Origin of the sequence: Methanospirillum hungatei JF-1 (genome assembly GCF_000013445.1) — an archaeon.
In the GTDB taxonomy this organism is placed as follows: Archaea; Halobacteriota; Methanomicrobia; order Methanomicrobiales; family Methanospirillaceae; genus Methanospirillum; species Methanospirillum hungatei.
The window spans coordinates 3,313,938-3,332,341 of sequence record NC_007796.1 but is presented as its reverse complement, the minus strand read 5'-3'; the positions used below and the strand labels follow the sequence as shown (position 1 = coordinate 3,332,341).

Here is an 18,404-nt window from a genome sequence, read left to right as displayed (position 1 = left end):
CATCCCATCAGTCAGCCGGGTGCGTATTGTTTATGGGAGTTCAGGTAGCCGTACTATAGAGCATATGGGTAAACTGACCTCAAAAAGAAGACATTCAATACGAAAATCCCAGGTGAGCGGCATACTGGAACGGCTCAGAGAAGAGATCGGGGATGGAGCAGATCAGTTCGAGGGGAAAAATATCGAGATAATCGAGACGAACCAGGATGTCCATCTCTATCTTATCGATAAGGAGCCTGTCCTTCTTGAAAAGGATGGGATTTTATTTCCCAGTCTGCGGGGTGCGGTAAGCCGTCCCTTCCCCCAGAAACGTATCGTGGTTGACATGGGGGCGGTGTCCTATGTGGTGAATGGTGCTGACATCATGCGACCTGGTGTAGTTGATGTAACGCCTGATGTTACTGCCGGGAAACCCGTTCAGATAGTAGATGAGCGTCATGGAAAACCACTGGCCCTTGGGATAGCATTGTATGATGCCGCCGACATCCTCGCGCAGGAGAAAGGAAAGGTTGCCCGGACCTGGCATCACGTCGGTGATGATATCTGGAATCTTGAGTTCTGAAAAGGGAAAGGACGCCTGTCAGGCCTGAAAAACCAGTATCTTTATTACAACTGACAGAAAAGGTTCTTATATGGGACTTCGCGACCTTCTCTTCGGAAGCAAGGATACCTCTTCCCCGGACGAATATAAAGATCTCACTCTGAAAGAGTACGAACTAAGTGAAAACCCAGCCCTTCTTGTCAAGGTCGCCACGGTTACTGGTCTGCGGGAAAGTCAGATCGTCAAAGATCAGGTATATGACGGGAATATTGTTATTGTTGACATTACCCGCCTGAAAATGGACAAGATCAATTATGAACGGGTCATGAAAGACTTCTACCAGGTGGCCCGTGATGTTGACGGAGATATTGTCGGCCTTGGTGATCAGCAATACGTGATCATCACCCCAAAAAACGTCAAGATCTCCCGTGACCGCATCGGTGGCGGTGCCTGAACTTGGAACAGGATGTCAGAGGGATCTGTCCGGCCTGCGGGGAAGAGGTTGACTGGACATATAAAACGGAGAATATTCCCTATTTTTCCGATATACTGATTATTACCTGCTCATGTCCTGAGTGCGGGTATCGGTTTTCAGACGTGCAGAATATCAGCACGAATGAGCCGGTCCGGTACATCTATTGTGCGTGCTGTGAGGATGACCTCTCGGTCAGGGTTGTCAGGAGTAGTGCTGCAAAGATTACCATCCCTGAACTTGGGGTGGAGATCAATCCCGGCCCGGCCTGTGAAGGGTTCGTGTCAAATGTGGAAGGGGTTCTGCTCAGAGTTGACAAGGTTCTTGATGGGATTCTGATCGATGGCGAAGATGAACAACGGAGAAGAGCACGTGCCCTGAAGGAGAGAATTATAAACATCCGGGATGGAAAAGAGAGCATCACGCTTATTATTGAAGATCCTCACGGAAATTCACTCATCTATTCGGACAATGCAAAAAAAGAGATATATTGTCCTGAATCAGAATAACTTCTTTCCATTCAGACGAATGCCCGGTGTGCCGGTAATATGCCCTACTATCTGCGCATCAGGGAAATATTTCTGAACGGTTTTTACTCCCTCTTTTGGAAGGATGAACACGTACCCCATCCCCATATTGAAGGTCCGGTACATTTCAGGTTCTGATATCTGACCAGCCTTTGCAATCCACTCAAATATCTCCTGGGGTGGAAGTGGCGCATCAAACACGTAACCAAATTCCCCAAGCCGGTTCAGGTTTAAGAGCCCTCCACCGGTGATATGACACATCCCATGAACCGCTGTCTCCGCGCAGACTTGGATGGCATCTGCATAGATCCGGGTTGGTCGCAGGAGCTCATCACCCAGTGTAGCCCCGGATGGCAGGCGATCAGAATAGGATCCGTGCTGCTCGACCATCCGGCGGGCAAGAGTCAGGCCATTGCTGTGAATTCCTGATGAAGGGATTCCCACCATGCAGTCACCTGGAGTTATGGCAGATCCGGAGATGACTTTCTCTTTCTCCTGAATGCCCAGACATGCCCCGGCAAGGTCAAGCCCGGTCACAAGACCCTTGAGTGTTGCCGTCTCACCACCGAGGATGGAGAGGTTAGCTTGCCTGGCTCCTTCATTGAGGCCCTTTCCAATCTGACGCATCTGTTCCTGTGAGAGTTCTGAGGTTGCGATATAATCAACAAAGGCCACCGGTTCAAGGTTCATGACGTACAGGTCATTGACATTCATCGCGATGCAGTCGATACCAACGGTGGACCAGTCCTGTAAGGCATCGGCAACCAGCATCTTTGTCCCTACACCGTCTACCGCCATTGCCAGGACATACTTGCCAAATGAGATGAATCCGGCAAAATGTCCAATCTCCGATGCCATACCGAACTGGTCTGTTCTCCGGTAGGTCAGTTCGGAGATGAGGCTTTTCACGGCTGCTGCTTCAAGATCAATATCCACACCCGCTTCCCGGTACGCATCCTGCTCCATCTTCATGCCTCCTCATTCATGAGATTAAATTCGTCATGAAGGACCTTGACTGCACGTGGTCCGTCCTGCTGGCGGACGACAAATGAAATGTTCACTTCAGATGACCCCTGTGAGATCATCATCACATTAATCCCTGCCTTCCCAAGGGCTGAGAAAGTCCTTCCTGCCGTACCTGCCATCCCGGCCATGCCTGATCCCACGACTGCCACTGCACAAACATCCTCGTTTGCTGTGATATCCCTGAACACACACCGCTCCTTGAGGGGTAATAAAGCCTCCATCGCGGTTCGGACCTGGTTTGCTTCGATTATCAGGGTGATATTTGCTTCAGATGATCCCTGTGAAATCATCATGACATTGATCTGATGTTCAGCAAGAAGCGTGAAGATATGCCGTGCAACTCCTGGTCTTCCAACCATCTGTGCTCCGGCGATGGTAATGGCAGCGACCTTGTCTATGTAGGTGATGGCCTTCACTACCCTGGAGTCTTTCTGCTCACCGCCCTCAATGACGGTTCCTGGATAACTGGGATTGAAAGTGTTCTTCACCCACACCGGGATCCCCTTCTGCATGGCCGGCTCAATGGATCGGGAGTGCATGACCTTGGCACCAAAGTACGAGAGTTCCATGACCTCGATGTAGGAAATCCGGGGGATGACCCGTGCCTCAGGGACCAGGCGGGGATCGGTGGTCATGATCCCGTCAACGTCGGTCCAGATCCATATCTCATCAGCATCAAGAGCAGCGCCGATGATGGTTGCCGAATAGTCTGACCCGGATCTGCCCAGCGTGGTAACGACTCCTTTCTCTGTACAGCCCATGAACCCGGTGATCACCGGAACAGAATGGTCTATGACCGGTTCCAGCCGGCTTTTGATACGCGCCTCACCTGCCGGGAGAGCTATGGCATCACCATGGTTTTCTGTCGTAAGGATACCTGCCTCGCATCCGTCAAGAACCATGGACGGGATCCCCCGCTGGCGGAGTGCGGCACTGATAATCGGTGCGTTCAGTCGCTCACCAAAAGAGATGATATAATCACGGGATCTGACCGTCAATTCCCTGAGATGGTAGACCGCATAGAGAAAATCACGAAGGTTCTCAATGCGCCTCGTTATGATCCCGCTGACTTCAGGGGAGAAGTCCGGGGCTACCTCTTTCAGGGTTGAGAGGTGCCCTTCAGTCAGATATTCGACGAGATCTGTTACTTCAGCCGCATCCCGGGAAGTGACCATTGCTTCTGCGCAGGTGATCAGCCGATCAGTAACCCCCCGCCGTGCAGAGATTACAATTGCCAGACGATCATGTCTGGAATAGCGATCATATACAATATCTACAGCCCTTCTGACTGACTCCGCGTTCTGGACAGAAGTGCCCCCAAACTTCATGATGAGCTTCATGCAGGTGCAACTCTCCGTTACTATGGATCTTTTTTTCTCAAAAGGGATGCTACAGGCGTGGCTGGAGGAGAGACTGTCCTACCAAAACATCAAAGTCGTTCTGACTGTGACGTGTATATAATGCAGATTCAGGAGATCATCCGATCCCATGTTCTGGTAATCGGGAGCGGAGGTGCAGGAGTCCGTGCTGCCATCGAGGCCTCTGCGCACGGAACCTGTGTACTCATTTCCCGGACCATTGCCGGGAAAGGCGGATGCACAATCATGGCTGAAGGCGGGTATAATGCGGTGATGAATGAGGCAGATTCTATCGCCGATCACTTTGCTGACACCATGAAGGGTGGGGCATATCTCAATGATCAGGATCTGGTGCATGTCCTGACTAAAGAGGCCCCTGACCGGATGCAGGATCTCATCTCCTGGGGCGCGGTGTTTGATGTCACCGACTCATGCACGATCTGTCAGCGACCTTTCGGAGGCCAGTGTTTTCCACGGACCTGTTATGCCGGAGACCGGACCGGACATGAGATGATGATAACTTTGATGGAACGGTTGGCACACACACCGGTCCGTGTATGTCATGAGGTTGCCGCCTTTGATCTGCTCATCTCTGAAGGACGGGTGATCGGCGCCCTGGGTCTTGACCGGAAAGGCAGGCTCTATACGTTCCTTGCTGATGCCACGGTCCTTGCAACCGGCGGTGGGACACGGGTCTATGATATCTCCACAAACTCCACGAGTGGGACTGGTGACGGATATGCGATGGGGTGGCGCGCCGGGGCAGAATTGATCGATATGGAGCAGGTGCAGTTCCATCCGACCGGTGCGGTATATCCCTGGGATGCACGGGGGAGGCTGGTCACTGAAGCAGTACGGGGAGAAGGGGGAGTTCTCAAGAATTCCCTTGGTGAGCGGTTCATGTCCCGGTATGATCCGGATCGGATGGAACTCTCAACACGGGATGTCGTAGCACGCGCTTGTGCAACCGAGATCATGCAGGGGAGAGGGACTCCTCATGGTGGTGTGTGGCTTGACGTCACCCATCTCCCCGCCCGGACCATTGAGGAACGACTCCCGGTTATGCTGGAACAGTTCCTGAAGTACGGGGTTGACATCCGGACCGAACCAATGGAGGTCGCTCCTACTGCGCATCATATCATGGGTGGTCTTCGTATTGATCCCTCCTGTCAGACCACGCTTCCTGGTTTGTATGCCTGTGGTGAGGTTGCCGGAGGGGTGCATGGTGCGAATCGTCTGGGTGGAAATGCCCTTGCAGAAACACAGGTCTTTGGGGCGCGGGCAGGGGCGTCAGCAGGGAGAAATGCCCGTCGGGAAGGAGAGGTCCCGGATGATCAGATTTCCTCTGCAGTCCTGATGCTCGAGGGATATCTCAACGGCGATATCCTGCCTGACCAGATGAAGGGTGAAGTGCAGCGGATCATGTGGAAGGGAGCAGGAATTTTCAGAAACAAGGCTGCACTTGAGGAAACAAGGGCCGCACTCGATGTACTGTCAAGAAAAAGGCTCAAAGCAGTTGATCCATCGGGATTCATAGATTGTTGTACGACCCGGAACATGATTGATACTGCGCGGCTTATCGTGACCGCGGCACTTCTTCGGGAGGAGTCACGGGGAGCACATGTCAGGACTGATGTCACACAGGACTGGGATAATCAGACGTCCCCGTTCGGGCATACGATCCTGACCAGGACCGGGGCGACAATAGAGCGGAGGAGATCCTGATGCACGTTTCAGTACAAGTCGCGCGGTTTAACCCGGACACCGATGCAGAACCCCGCCTTGAACCCTGGACCGTGGAGGTTGAAGACGGCGCGCGGGTTCTCAATGTTCTGGATGCGATTCACAGCCGGGATCCCACCCTTGCATACCGATCCAGTTGTCGCGCAGGTCAGTGTGGGAGTTGTGCGGTCAGGGTGAATGGAGAACCGGTCCTTGCCTGCACTGAAGAGGCACGGGATGGTATGGTCATCGAACCGCTTGATCTTCCGGTTATGAAAGACCTGATGGTGGATCTGGTATCAGGTATATCCTCCATTCCCCGAATCCATACCTGTGAGTGTGGCATTCTTCCAAAACAGGAAGAGATAGAGCGTATAAAACCACTTCGTGACTGCATCGAATGCCTCTCCTGTGTCTCGATCTGCCCGGCGATGAAAGTCACTGATTTTCTGGGGCCTACCTCTATGCGCTCTCAGATGCGGATAGCCCTTGATCCCCGTGAGCCAGGAAACCGGATCCGCGAAGCCCTGTCTCAGGGGCTCTTTACCTGTACCAGCTGCAACCGATGCTGGCGGGTCTGTCCGAAAGATATCGAGACACCGGGAAAAGCCATTGAAAAACTCCGAGAGATTGCAAACCGTGAAGGACTCACTCTGCCCAGACACCTGGAAGTTGCTGAACTGGTCAGAACGACAGGCAGGAGCGTTGAGCCGGGAAAACAGATCTTCCTTGATCTCGTGGATGAGGTCATTGAGCCATACGGAGAAGTGAAGCGTGAAGTGGGATTTTTCTCCGGTTGTATGTTCAATGCACGGCTTCCTGAACGTGCCATGGATATGCTTGAAGTTATGCGAAATGCCGGTATCAGGGTGATCATTCCAAAAGAACAGGTCTGTTGTGGGTCTCCGCTTATCAGAACCGGACAGACCTCATTCCTGAATGAATTGAAAGAAAAGAATATCCGGGCATTTCAGGATCGGGGAATTCAGACGGTCATGACCATGTGCGCAGGATGTGGCGCGACACTCAAGCACGACTATGAGACTCCTTTCGAAGTCAAAGATGTAACAGAGATTTTAACCGAAACTGGTCTTCCACCTCTGACAAAAGTCCCGGTGACGGCAACCTATCATGATCCCTGTCACCTGATGAATGGCCAGCAGATTACACATCAGCCCCGTGAAATTCTGGAAAAGGCCGTTGAGCGGTTTGTTGAGATGCCTGCACAGTGTTGTGGTTCTGGTGGCGGTGTCAGGTCAGGACTGCCTGATGAAGCAGCGGCACTTGGAGAACTCAGACGCGCTGCTATCAATAAAACCGGGGCTGATATCGTCGTGACTATCTGTCCGTTCTGTGAATACCACATCCAGGAGCATAGTGACCGGCCGGTGAAAAATCTCATGACGGTTCTGGTGGAAGCACTGGGTAAAAAACCCACCACGCTGTGATGAAGCGGGATCCTTTCTTTGTCCATGAGTATCTGCGGATGTTCTCCCTGCCTGATCAGGATGGTCAGACCACTCTCCAGCTGGATCAGACAACCCGGTGTGATACCCTGTGTATCAACGACGATGAGTACTGCAGGTATACCAATGAGTTCTGGACGGCACGGCAGCGGCAGGCATCAAAACTTCATGAGATCTCATACCGTGCCTGCTTCAAACCTCAGCTCCCCCGGTTTTTCATAAGTCTCCTGACTGAACCGGGAGAGAGAGTCTATGATCCCTTTACCGGCAGGGGCACAACACCACTGGAGGCAGCACTGCTTGGCCGTCAGATCATCTCTAATGATATCAATCCGCTCTCCCGCATCCTGACTGAACCCCGGCTTTTTCTGCCGGTGTATGAAGAGATCAAAGCACGCCTGTATGCAATCCCTGACAATCCGGAAGAAACCAGCGAGATCGATCTCTCGATGTTCTATCATCCTGATACCCTTCGCACCTTGTGCAGTATCCGTGGCTACCTGCTTGACCGGGAGAAAAGAGGGGAGCTGGATCGAACCGATGCATGGATCAGGATGGTAGCAACAAACCGGCTTTCCGGTCATTCACCAGGTTTTTTCTCAGTCTACACTCTTCCACCCAATCAGGCGGTATCACCGGAACGTCAGATTACCATCAACCGTGACCGGAACCAGATACCTCCCTATCGGGATGTCAGAGAGATAATTCTGAAAAAGTCACGGTCATTACTCCAGGGGATTGATCAAAAACAACGGGAGAACCTCATCCGTGCGGCAGATTCCTCACTCTTCATCACTGGTGATGCACGACGTACTCCTGAAATCCCGGATAATACGGTATCTCTGACTGTAACCTCTCCTCCCTTCCTTGATATCGTGCAATATGCCACCGACAACTGGCTGCGGTGCTGGTTTAATGGTCTTGATGCAGAGGAGATAGGAAAACAGATCACCATCACCAGAAAACTTGCCGACTGGGAAGCGGTTATGGGGGAAGTATTCAGGGAGTTATTCAGGATTACCAGACCTGGCGGATATGTGGCATTTGAGGTGGGTGAAGTCAGGAATGGTTCTGTCAGACTTGATGAACATGTCATCCCCCTTGGGATCACAGCAGGGTTTACCTGTACTGCCGTTATCATCAATCAGCAGGATTTTACCAAGACTGCGAATATCTGGGGCGTGAATAACATGTCCGTAGGGACGAATACCAACCGGATTGTTTTATTTTTTAAGAACCCTGAATGAGGTATGCGTTCGGTTTAGTAAAAAGAATAATTAGCATTAAATTCCCATTAGTAATGGGATGATAGATCTCTTCTCTCTTGATCAGGCTATCCAGGATCAACAATACAGGTTTTTCAATAAAGACCCTGGAATTCAGAGAGACATCGATTTTCAAAAATATTCTGCCCACCAGGGGATAGTAATCATCTCCGGTATCCGCCGGTGTGGAAAATCAACCCTGCTCTTACAATTCAAAGATTTTTATAATCACGTCAGTTATGTGAATTTTGATGATGATCGGTTTATCAGATTCACGCATGATGACTTTCAGACGCTCCTTACGTTGCTCTTGAAGTTAAATCCAAATGCTGATGCTTTTTTCTTTGATGAAATCCAGAATATTGCGGGATGGGAACGTTTTGTCAGGAGACTTCATGATGAGGGTTATAAAATTTTCATCACTGGTTCAAATGCATATCTCCTCAGTTCAGAATTGGGCACTCACCTGACCGGCCGGTATGTGAAGATTGAATTATTTCCCTTTTCATTCAGGGAGATCCTCCAAGGGAAAAAAATTGATCCGAGTGATAAAACAACGCAAAACCTCGCCCTGGTTCTGAAAGAATTTGAAACATTTCTGAGTGACGGGGGATTTCCTGAGTTTATCCACTACCAGGAACCAGAATTTGTAATCCGGACATATGAGGATATTCTCTATCGGGATATTGTGGCACGGTATGGAATCCGCGATGTCAGTGCGGTGAAACTTCTTGCTCATTACCTGATGACAAATTTCACCCGTGAATATGCGTATACCTCACTTGTTCAGGTGTCAGGACTGAAAAGTGATACATCAGTCAGAAATTACATTCGATTTTTTGAAGATGCATATCTCCTGTTTGAATGTGTGAAATACGATTACTCGTTAAAACGGCAGTTTACCCAAGGAAAGAAGATCTACGCAATAGATTCCGGGATGAGAAATGCCATATCCCTGAAATTTTCACAGGATATTGGAAAGTCATTTGAAAACCAGGTGTATATCGAGCTCATCCGGAGGGGATATGAGGTCTGGTATTTTCGGGATAAGGGTGAATGCGATTTTATCGCCCGAAGACCCGGTTCAATGCTCGCCATCCAGGTCAGCTATGAAGTTACGCCAGATAATTTTTCCCGGGAAATCAACGGCCTTACGGAAGCGCTGGAAAAAACTGGAGCAGAAGCAGGAATTCTTCTCACGATGAATCAGAGGACAATTCCAGATTACGGAGGAAATATGGAAAAAGAAATTCAGGTGATCCCTGCATGGGAATGGTTTACCTATCAGTCTGACTACTGTGTCATCAGATAGTCAAATGCTGAAAGAGCTGCTTTTGCCCCTTCACCACAGGCAATGATGATCTGTTTTCCTGCAATTGAGGTGACATCCCCGGCAGCAAATATACCAGGAGCACTGGTCCGGCAGTTAATATCTATCACAATCTCTTTCTGATCATTTAATTTGAGCAATCCCTCAACAAAGGAAGTATTTGGAATCCATCCTATCTCCGTGAACAATCCGTCAAGCTTTAAGGTCTTCTTCTCACCGGTCTCCCGGTTTGTAATAATAATGCCTGAAAGCCGGTCATCTCCGATAAGTTCGGTCACTTCATATCCGGTATGGGTGATGATGTTCTGCTTTTGCGCGTATTGTGAGGTGTACACTGCATCAGCCCGAATGCTGCTCCGGACAATGAGATGCACTTCTTTTGCAATACCACTCATCTCAAGTGCAGTCGTAAGCGCTGAGTTCCCCCCACCGACAACTCCAACCACCTTCTCTTTAAAGATCGGCCCGTCACATGTTGCACAGACTGAAAGACCCCTTCCGATGAACTCCTCTTCTCTTGCCACACCGAGTTTTCTTGGCTTTTTTCCCTGGGAAAGGATTATTGTTTTTCCTTTATATTCCTGGTCTGATACGGTTTTCACCGAGAATCCGCCACTGGTCGGGAGAAGAGAGTTGACCTGATCAAGTTCAATCCTGATCTCCAGTTCCCGGATCTGCTCTTCAAACTTCGCCATCAGGTCATCACCGGTGATCATCCGGTATCCCATGTAATTCTCAATATTCCAGCTCTCAAGAGCCTGACCTCCGATGTCCGGTGATATCATAAGCGTTTTCAGATTCTTCCTGACACAGTATAACGCAGCAGTCAGGCCTGCAGGGCCTGCACCGACAATAATCACATCAAACATATCCGGCTTTTTTCCGGTGGTAAACAGGGCCCTGAGTTTGTCTGTATCGAATCCGACGATGACCTCCTCACCTGCAACGATGACCGGAACCCCATATTGTCCTGAGAGTTCAACCATCTCCTTGGCTGCTTTCCGGTCAATTCCCACATCTACCGAGCGGTATGGAATATTATTTCTGTCTAAAAACGCTTTTGCAAGCCGGCAGTATGGACAGTTCTGAGTTGAATAGACCGTGACCTCTGGCATATGAGATAGGTATGTGTCGGTCACGTAAAAAAAGAAGCGGGGTGCAGCATTAGTCTCTGCGGGCAAGAATGATTAATGCAAGTCCTGCTGCTATCGGGGCGATAAAGAGCGGTGCCTTCGTCTGTGTCTCTGTTGCTACCGGTGTTTCTTCACCGGTCGGGACATTGGCAATGGTTCCAGACTGGGACGGGGTGACTGATGCATCGATGCTCCCCTCTTTTCCAGGGGTGAAGGTCAGATCAAGTTTTTGAGACTCACCTGCATAGAGTTTGACCTTCTGGGCAGCCTGCTTCTCTCCAATCCAGAAGGTGATGTACTCACCTATCTGGTCTTCAGCTCCATTGACTACCAGACGGCGGTCAAAAGTCCCCGCTCCCCCATATGCACCAGGAGCAGTAGTGGTGATGTTACCAACTTCGGTCCCATTTACTTTCGCGATAATTATTGTTCCAACTTCTGCGGGTGTTTCGTTTATTGATACATTACCATAGAATTCGTATGGCAGCGGAGGAATTGCTGATACTCCTGCGGCGAGAAGGATAATAAACAGAAAGCATAATCCGGTTTTGTACATCATGTTCCAAGTCTCCATTCTGAATATGTCCTAAGAAAAGGGAGTATAAAAATATAGGGTTTGTTTTACGTACCTGGGCTGAGGGTGCCGGGTGCATCAAGATAAATCCAGAACCCCTCCCCCGGAGTCAGCATAATCTGGTTCTGTCCCCCTTTTATGCCTGCATCCCGGTACTGCTGCCTGCCAGCGTCGTACGAGACAACATATGACCATGATGAGATTCCTGACAGGGCAGTTTCAGCAGATTGCGTTGAGGTGCCGCTGATCCCTGCAAGATTCCAACCTGCGTTCAGGTTCTTCGGTCCGGTTGGTGATCCCTGAGCGGTCAGAGGGATGGTGACCGGACTGGTTGTGTATATCCAGTATCCCGTCATGGGGATCAGCCGGTCGCCTTTCCCTATAGTTATCCACCCGGCTGAAGGATCATATGTCAGAATCGAATGGCCGGCACTCTGAACATCTTTGAAAATATCCGCGTACTCAAAACCGGCAGCAGGCTGCATGGGGATACTGATAAGGTTCCATCCGGTCTGAAGAGTAACCGGGATCTCCTGGGTTGATGGTTCTGTCGGAGGTGCGCCTCCGGATACCGTTACCGTCCCGCTCTTTGCTTCTGCCTGAAGGGGATTTCCTGCATCATCATCGATCTGGAGGTTCTGAATCGTAATCTGTGCAGTCCCGCTACCGGCCGCCTGTACTGAGAGGGTGGCAAGGGTGACCTGTGTTGCACCCGCCTCTACTCCGCTGTTCAGATCAATAGCCCGGAGAGCATACGATCCCCCGTCACCAGGTACTGCTTCTGAGAGAGCAGCCCAGGAAGGAAATGTTGCTCCGGTCACCACAGCTACTGCAGCATTGTCAGACTGCACGGTCATCTGGTACCCGGATATTCCTGTTGATGCCGAGTCAAGCAGGATATCTACCGTACCTGTATTTCCAGGCGAAAGTGTTGCAGGCTGTATGGATACTGTCGCGCCCTCAACTCCTGAAATAACAAACCCGATCATAATAATCAGGATAATACATACTGGGGAAATTTTCATGATTGAATCTCCGTAAATAGTGCCTGGACATCGCTCAGATCCAGGGCTCCGTTCTCATTAAAATCAAATGCAGATACATATCCCTGACTCTGCAGCCAGGAGAAATACTTGAAGAATACCGTTGGATCCTGCAGGTCCGTCTTGCCATTTCCGTTCATATCCTCATATCTGCCATCACCATCAGGATCGGTCGGAACCGGGCCGTCTCCACCCAGTGGGCCGATCGCAGGTTCTGCCGGAATCGTCATTGCTGGCAGTGGTTCAGACTCTGAAACCGGCTGGGCAGTACTCCCTTCCACCTCAAGGATCCAGAGATCACCACTCGAATGATCCCCTGATATATCACCATCTGATGATGCAGTCATACCGGTGATCATCAGGGTATCGGCGTTGGTATGTTTCACCCAGGATCCCCGATCAACTGATGAGCCTCCGATCTGTCTGTACCAGAGCAGGTTCCCGTCTCCATCCACTTCAGCTATCAGCAGATCCGACTCACCATGATTACCGGTAAAGTGACCATCAACTGAGTAGCTGTCTCCAACAAGGTATGCTCCTCCTCCCGGTGACGGCTCAAGTTTCCAGACATTGTCACTAAAGCTTCCGCCATAGGTCTGTTTCCAGACAAGGGTTCCATCAGGGGTAATCCGCATCAGCCAGACATCTCCTGCTCCATGGTTTTTCCCGACATCACCATCCCCCGATGCAGTGACTGCAGCAACCATGAGGTCTCCTGATGTAAGTTCGATGACCGAATGGCCCCATTCCAGTCCCGAACCCCCAAAGGAACGCTCCCAGATCACGGTCCCGTTCAGATCGGTTTTTATCACCCATACATCGCTGCTGGTCCGGTTTCCGGATACCATACCGTCGGTTGAGTTGGTATTTCCACACGCAACGAGGCTATTGTCTCCGGTCAGGGTAATACTGGCCCCGCTGTCACGTCTGCTCCCGCCATAGGTCTGCTCCCACAAAACGGTTCCATTCCTGTCCAGTCTGATAAGCCAGAGATCTCCCCCCCCGAGTTGTCGTCTGGTATATCCGTCTGAAGACATGGTATACCCGCACAGAACATATCCTCTGTCCGGCAGTAAAACAACGTCCGATCCCTCATCAGTCAGACTGCCACCAAGGGCCCGATCCCAGCGGATATTTCCGTCTGGTCCAAGATTAATGAACCATAGATCTCCGTTTCCATGATAGCCGGTTACATCACCATTGTATGAACCGGTGGTACCGATGACTGCCGCCCCCCCATCCGGAAGATTCCTCACAGACAACGCATAATCGGTCTCATTTCCCCCGAAGAGTTTCTCCCAGATGATAGACCCGTTCGTATCAAATCTGAGGACCCAGGCATCGCCATTCCCCAGGTGCTCAAGATTAATTGATTGATCCGGATATGCTACACCGCATACGGTTGTATTCCCATCAGGTGAGGTATCCAGGCCATACCCCCATTCAGCCCCCTCCGGAAGTCCGAATACCTGGTTTTTCAGTATATCTCCTGGCGCTGCCCCACATACCATTACCGGGAGTATTGCAAGGACACCGAAAAGTATCAACGAGTAATGCCTCAGCACGATTCTCTCCCCCATTCTGAAATATTCGGAGAAAGTCAATATAAAGGTTCTTCACCAGCCTCCCTGTTCAGTCCGTAATACCTCCCTCACGTCGACGTTTTATGTCATCGTTCCGGCCATATGGCATGACAGAGCGTAAACAAGCAGTATTGATTGGGGATACCCTTTCTTCGTGAGAAAACCATATAATAAGTAAGGTTTGATTGGGGGTCAGGTGTGTTCCATGATGGATGATGATATTCAGATACTGTATAAAAATGGAATTGAGGCATATCGGAGAGGAGAATTACAAAAGGCATCCGATCTCCTGATGCAGGTGGTTGAGGCATCAGAAGAAGATCATCGTGCCTGGAATGCCCTGGGGGTGGTCTTTACCAGGATGAAAAAATATGAAGATGCCGAAGTGTGCTTTGAGAATGCCCTTACTCTTGACCCCTCCAATGAAGTATACATGAGAAACAGGGAGAAGAATCAAGGCCATATGAAAAAAAGTGTGAAGGATCACCTCTCCGCATTACAACTCCCTCAGCTTTCAGAAATTCCTGTTTTATATCGTGCCATCGGGATTGTCGGCATTATCGCCCTTATCGTCATGCTAGCCCTGGTTCTCCCTCCTGTTCTCAATCCTCCTCCACAAGCACTATCATCTGGAGAGATCCCGGTGATCATTGATATCACCGAAGATCTGGTGATCATCAATAATCCCGGTGGCCCTGGTTTAGAAAAGGTGCAGAAATTTGAGATAACAGTAAACAATCAGAGCATGGACTCACTCGGCCCCGTCCCCCGGATATTGAATCCATATCCTCCCTCAACCCTGGCAATACCTATTGATGACCTCTATCCTGTCTCTGATAATAATATTGTCACATTCCGGGTGACTGCACTGTTCCAGGATGAATCTTCCCGTGAGGTAATAACAAAGACCCTGACCCTCCCGGTGATAGAGGAAGAACCGGTTATCGAAGAACCGGTATTCATCCCCCATGATCCGCTGTTTAAACCCGGGGATGTTCTGCTCAGAAAAGAGAATGGGACCTACCTGCTCATCTCTGAACTTCTGCCAGATAACCAGTACCGGATTGAGGAATTAATCAGACGAAATGACGGGTATTTTGTAGTTCAGCCAGGCCTTGCCAGGAATGGAAGCATGCAGGAGTACGAGTTGCTCTATCAGAAAACTGCAGAGCTGCCGGTACCGGCTGATTCAGTCTTCAAACCTGCAACTCCCTATCAGGCACGAAGCACCACGACCTCTGCAGCAGGAAAAAACCCTCTCTATGTTCCCGGTGATCTCATCTCCCGGTCATCAGGATCCACCCAGGAGGTACGTGTTGTCCTGGGATATGATCCGGCAACCGATGAATATGCAATTGATACAATCAGCAGGTACTACACGGGAGAATGGGGATACCGTCCTGATACCACTGCCGAATGGATGAGTAGGGCCGATCTTGAACACACCTATCCTGCCCGAGTAAACCGGATCGCTCTCAGCCAGATAGGAATAGGGGCAGACTCCTCTCCTCCGGGTACAGAGCCCAAATATCGGGAAGGTGATATCGTTGCCCGCGACCGGGGTGCAGATGCCGCACAGCTCCTCATCCTCTCTTACAATCCGAAGACCGGAGAGTATGGTACGGATATCATCCGCCGTTCATATGATGGAGGATGGGTTAGGGATGGGCAGAATACCCCTGTACTTCGTTCAACCCTTGAACGGCAGTACCCATACAAGGCTAGAAATGTGGATGTCTCCCTGGTTAAAATCAGATAGAGGAGAATTCATCCGGAATAACAGGAGCGGGAGCAAGAGAAGAGGGCTCCCCCATAATTATAATGGGGATTGAAAGATTTTTTTCTTCATACCCGTCCGCATGAGCAGAAATAATAAGGCGATACATGCTCTCAGGTTCAATAAGCGAGATAGGAACTCGTGCAGAGAATGATCCATTAGATGTTGTGTTTGCTGTTGTATTCATGCCCTGAAACTGAAACAATAGTCGTGACTGCACCGGGATATTTTCCTCTCCTGAAACCGTCCCTTTTATCCTGATAATATCACCCGGACTATAATAACTCCGATCTGTTTTTGCCTGAATATTCAGGAATTGATCATCAGCTCCTCGTACCGGGTTTGCGGGTATCGAAGGGATGAGGATGGCAATGACCATCATCATCGCAGTTATTTCATAGAGGATTGAAAAATTTCGCATCATATCACCAGAGTCGTGCCCGCTCAGTCTCGTTCAGGTAGAGTGAATCACCAGGATTGATATCAGGAAATGCCTCATAGAATGCATCCAGGTGGTAAGGGATTGTATTTACTCTGAATTTATTCCAGGGATGATCCTCTGTGGCGGTAACATTACGCAGATTCTCATCGGTAATATTCCCCCGCATGGCCTGGGCAAATGCAACAAAGAACCGCTGCCTATCAGTCAGGCCGTCAATTCCCGGTATATCAAGTGTATCGGGATCTGATCGGGATTTGAGAAATGCATTATATGCAAGCGTAAGGCCTCCAAGATCTGCTGAACTCTCTATCAGCATCTGTGTCCCGTTCAGGGTCAGGTTATCTTGAACCTGCGTTGAATTAACCTGCACTATCAGAGGCCATGCCGCATGGAAATATTCGTTAGCATCGCTGTCTGTCCACCAATTCTCCTTTTTACCATCAGGGTGATACTGCTGGCCACCAATGTCGATCATGTGAATGAGTTCATGGCCGTACACCCAGCCGAATGAACCGTAATTCCAGGCATCATCGATCTTCGGATCAAAGAAGGGCGGGTTTAAAAATCCAGCCGGGGCAATGATCCGGTTATGGACAAGATCATAGTGTGCCTCAACACCATGCGGGGATACATACCAGACATCCGGGTCGGAGGGCTCACCAGAGAGCTGCAGGCTCCCGTTGGTGAAGTATTCAGTCAGGGCCAGCATGTTTTCAAGGTATGACGTGTCTTCGATGGTCAGGTTCCGGTACTGCCCCCACTCCTCCGGATATCCTGCCTGCTCTTTCAGGTAATCCATCTTTAAAAGGGCAATATCCTTCGTCTCCTGACTCATCCAGGAGAGGTTCTGCACCCGTTCCCTCATTACCTCCCTGATATTCCGGACGATCTCTTCTGCCTTTGCCTTGTCAGAAGCACTAAAATACCGATCCACATACAGATGGGCGATCGGGTTTCCCAGGTAGAGGTTCATGATGCCAAAAATCCGATCCTTTTGAGGTGTTATCTCCCCTTTTGAGAGTTTCACATCATAAAATTCATAATACCGCTCCTGCATTTCAGGGGTGGCATAAGGTGCTGCATACTGGAGAACCCGCCAGGTCAGGAAGAGTTTCAGATCTTCAACCGGTTCTGATGAGAGTATCCTGCCCACTTCCCGAAGGTAATGCGGGTTCATAATGTAAATCTCCTGAAGATCAGGTCTTCCTGATCTCTCCAGAAGAGCATCCCAGCTGATACCTGGAAAGAGGGTACGCAGATCCGCTACCTGGTATGTTCCGGCTTTGAGTTCTTCAGAGGAGTTTGCATGGGAAGTATTCATACCCATCTCGGCCTGAGCCATCCGTCGTTCAATCCTGAATACCACATCGGCTGCATGGAGGGCTTTTTCACGATCCATTCCCTGTTCCATGAAGGTTGTAGTGACATACTCTTTCATCAGATTCTGAACCCTGATGGCCTCATCAAATTCAAGTTCATAGAATGGAGGGAACCGGATGGTGAAATCACCGGTCTCTATGGTCGCGATAAGCTCCTTTCTCTTCTCCGGGTTTTCATCAATATACAGGATAAAAAATGGGTCAAGTCCCCGTGCGGTGAGATTTGATGTGACAATGCGAATCTCACTCCGATCCGATGCCTGTGCAATTTCCTCAAGTTCATCCTGGACCGGGGTAAGTCCTGTCCTTGCATTTGACTCATCGTTCAGGGCTGCACGGTAAAATGATCCGAGTAACTGCCGGGGGGTTCCCTTTTCTGCATCATAATCTGATGCTGCTTCTTCTACAAGCGTTCTCACCCGGCTGTCAACCAACTCTTTTACTTCTTCAAAAGCAGTATAGAATTTTTGATCTTCAGGGACCGGATGGTCGGCAATCCAGTGGTAATTTGCGTATGAAAAGAAATCCTCTCCTGGATCAATTGACAGGTTCATACCTGGCGGCGTTGCTGTGGAGATCGGAGTGCCAAGCACCGGACCGGTCAGGACCAGAATAGTGATCAGGACTGATACGGGAACTACGGTGGAGTGTGACATCATCCTGATAGTAATTACTGAATGTTTTTCGCGCGATGTATTCTGAAAGATGATAGTATTGGAATTCATAATCGGATATTCCTTATAAAACATGAACTGATGGGAAGCCC

At 49.9% G+C, this 18,404-nt stretch carries 16 protein-coding genes; 8 read left to right on the top strand and 8 right to left on the bottom strand.

The features are described from left to right. Positions 1-64: 64 nt before the first annotated feature. The 3 genes from MHUN_RS15955 (at position 65) to MHUN_RS15945 (ending at position 1,522) form a co-directional block, all read left to right on the top strand. Positions 65-562: an RNA-binding protein gene (locus MHUN_RS15955; RefSeq protein WP_011449996.1), complete on the top strand. Its 498-nt coding sequence runs from the start codon at positions 65-67 to the stop codon at positions 560-562. 70 nt (positions 563-632) lie between these two features. Beyond that, complete coding sequence (sepF, locus tag MHUN_RS15950; protein WP_011449995.1) at positions 633-995, top strand: cell division protein SepF; 363 nt, start codon at positions 633-635, stop codon at positions 993-995. Between the two features lie 2 nt (positions 996-997). Continuing rightward, positions 998-1,522: a ZPR1 zinc finger domain-containing protein gene (locus tag MHUN_RS15945; protein WP_011449994.1), complete on the top strand. Its 525-nt coding sequence runs from the start codon at positions 998-1,000 to the stop codon at positions 1,520-1,522. On the opposite strand, the gene purM is transcribed toward MHUN_RS15945, so the two are convergent. Then, positions 1,514-2,506 carry a phosphoribosylformylglycinamidine cyclo-ligase gene (purM, locus tag MHUN_RS15940; RefSeq protein WP_011449993.1) on the bottom strand — a complete coding sequence of 331 codons (993 nt, stop codon included), beginning with the start codon at positions 2,504-2,506 and terminating at the stop codon, positions 1,514-1,516. The genes MHUN_RS15945 and purM overlap by 9 nt on opposite strands. Positions 2,507-2,508: 2 nt before the next feature. Next, complete coding sequence (locus MHUN_RS15935) at positions 2,509-3,906, bottom strand: aspartate kinase (RefSeq protein ID WP_011449992.1); 1,398 nt, start codon at positions 3,904-3,906, stop codon at positions 2,509-2,511. Positions 3,907-4,026: 120 nt separating this feature from the next. On the opposite strand from MHUN_RS15935, the gene tfrA reads away from it, so the two are divergent. The 4 genes from tfrA to MHUN_RS15915 are packed head-to-tail and all read left to right on the top strand — an operon-like array spanning position 4,027 to position 9,689. After that, positions 4,027-5,649 carry a fumarate reductase (CoM/CoB) subunit TfrA gene (gene tfrA, locus MHUN_RS15930; RefSeq protein ID WP_011449991.1) on the top strand — a complete coding sequence of 541 codons (1,623 nt, stop codon included), beginning with the start codon at positions 4,027-4,029 and terminating at the stop codon, positions 5,647-5,649. Then, on the top strand, positions 5,646-7,094 hold the full coding sequence (tfrB, locus tag MHUN_RS15925; RefSeq protein ID WP_143709551.1) for a fumarate reductase (CoM/CoB) subunit TfrB: 1,449 nt from the start codon (positions 5,646-5,648) through the stop codon (positions 7,092-7,094). Before tfrA ends, tfrB begins: the two co-directional genes overlap by 4 nt. Continuing rightward, positions 7,094-8,359: a DNA methyltransferase gene (locus tag MHUN_RS15920; RefSeq protein ID WP_011449989.1), complete on the top strand. Its 1,266-nt coding sequence runs from the start codon at positions 7,094-7,096 to the stop codon at positions 8,357-8,359. Before tfrB ends, MHUN_RS15920 begins: the two co-directional genes overlap by 1 nt. Positions 8,360-8,417: 58 nt before the next feature. Next, complete coding sequence (locus MHUN_RS15915) at positions 8,418-9,689, top strand: ATP-binding protein (protein ID WP_011449988.1); 1,272 nt, start codon at positions 8,418-8,420, stop codon at positions 9,687-9,689. Here MHUN_RS15915 and MHUN_RS15910 read toward each other — a convergent pair. Genes MHUN_RS15910 through MHUN_RS15895 form a run of 4 tightly spaced genes read right to left on the bottom strand, consistent with a single transcriptional unit; the run spans position 9,671 to position 14,037 of the window. Then, complete coding sequence (locus MHUN_RS15910; RefSeq protein ID WP_052288917.1) at positions 9,671-10,822, bottom strand: FAD-dependent oxidoreductase; 1,152 nt, start codon at positions 10,820-10,822, stop codon at positions 9,671-9,673. The genes MHUN_RS15915 and MHUN_RS15910 overlap by 19 nt on opposite strands. 49 nt (positions 10,823-10,871) lie before the next feature. After that, positions 10,872-11,414: a hypothetical protein gene (locus tag MHUN_RS15905; RefSeq protein ID WP_143709549.1), complete on the bottom strand. Its 543-nt coding sequence runs from the start codon at positions 11,412-11,414 to the stop codon at positions 10,872-10,874. Between the two features lie 47 nt (positions 11,415-11,461). Beyond that, a complete protein-coding gene (locus MHUN_RS15900; RefSeq protein WP_011449985.1) occupies positions 11,462-12,439 on the bottom strand; it encodes a hypothetical protein in 978 nt (325 codons plus the stop codon). After that, complete coding sequence (locus MHUN_RS15895) at positions 12,436-14,037, bottom strand: hypothetical protein (protein ID WP_048067626.1); 1,602 nt, start codon at positions 14,035-14,037, stop codon at positions 12,436-12,438. The genes MHUN_RS15900 and MHUN_RS15895 overlap by 4 nt, the downstream gene beginning before the upstream one ends. Positions 14,038-14,245: 208 nt before the next feature. On the opposite strand from MHUN_RS15895, the gene MHUN_RS15890 reads away from it, so the two are divergent. Beyond that, positions 14,246-15,799 carry a tetratricopeptide repeat protein gene (locus MHUN_RS15890; RefSeq protein ID WP_048067625.1) on the top strand — a complete coding sequence of 518 codons (1,554 nt, stop codon included), beginning with the start codon at positions 14,246-14,248 and terminating at the stop codon, positions 15,797-15,799. Here MHUN_RS15890 and MHUN_RS15885 read toward each other — a convergent pair. Further along, on the bottom strand, positions 15,792-16,241 hold the full coding sequence (locus MHUN_RS15885; protein WP_048067624.1) for a hypothetical protein: 450 nt from the start codon (positions 16,239-16,241) through the stop codon (positions 15,792-15,794). The genes MHUN_RS15890 and MHUN_RS15885 overlap by 8 nt on opposite strands. 1 nt (position 16,242) lies before the next feature. After that, positions 16,243-18,363 carry a M13 family metallopeptidase gene (locus MHUN_RS15880; RefSeq protein WP_011449981.1) on the bottom strand — a complete coding sequence of 707 codons (2,121 nt, stop codon included), beginning with the start codon at positions 18,361-18,363 and terminating at the stop codon, positions 16,243-16,245. Between the last annotated feature and the right edge of the window lie 41 nt (positions 18,364-18,404).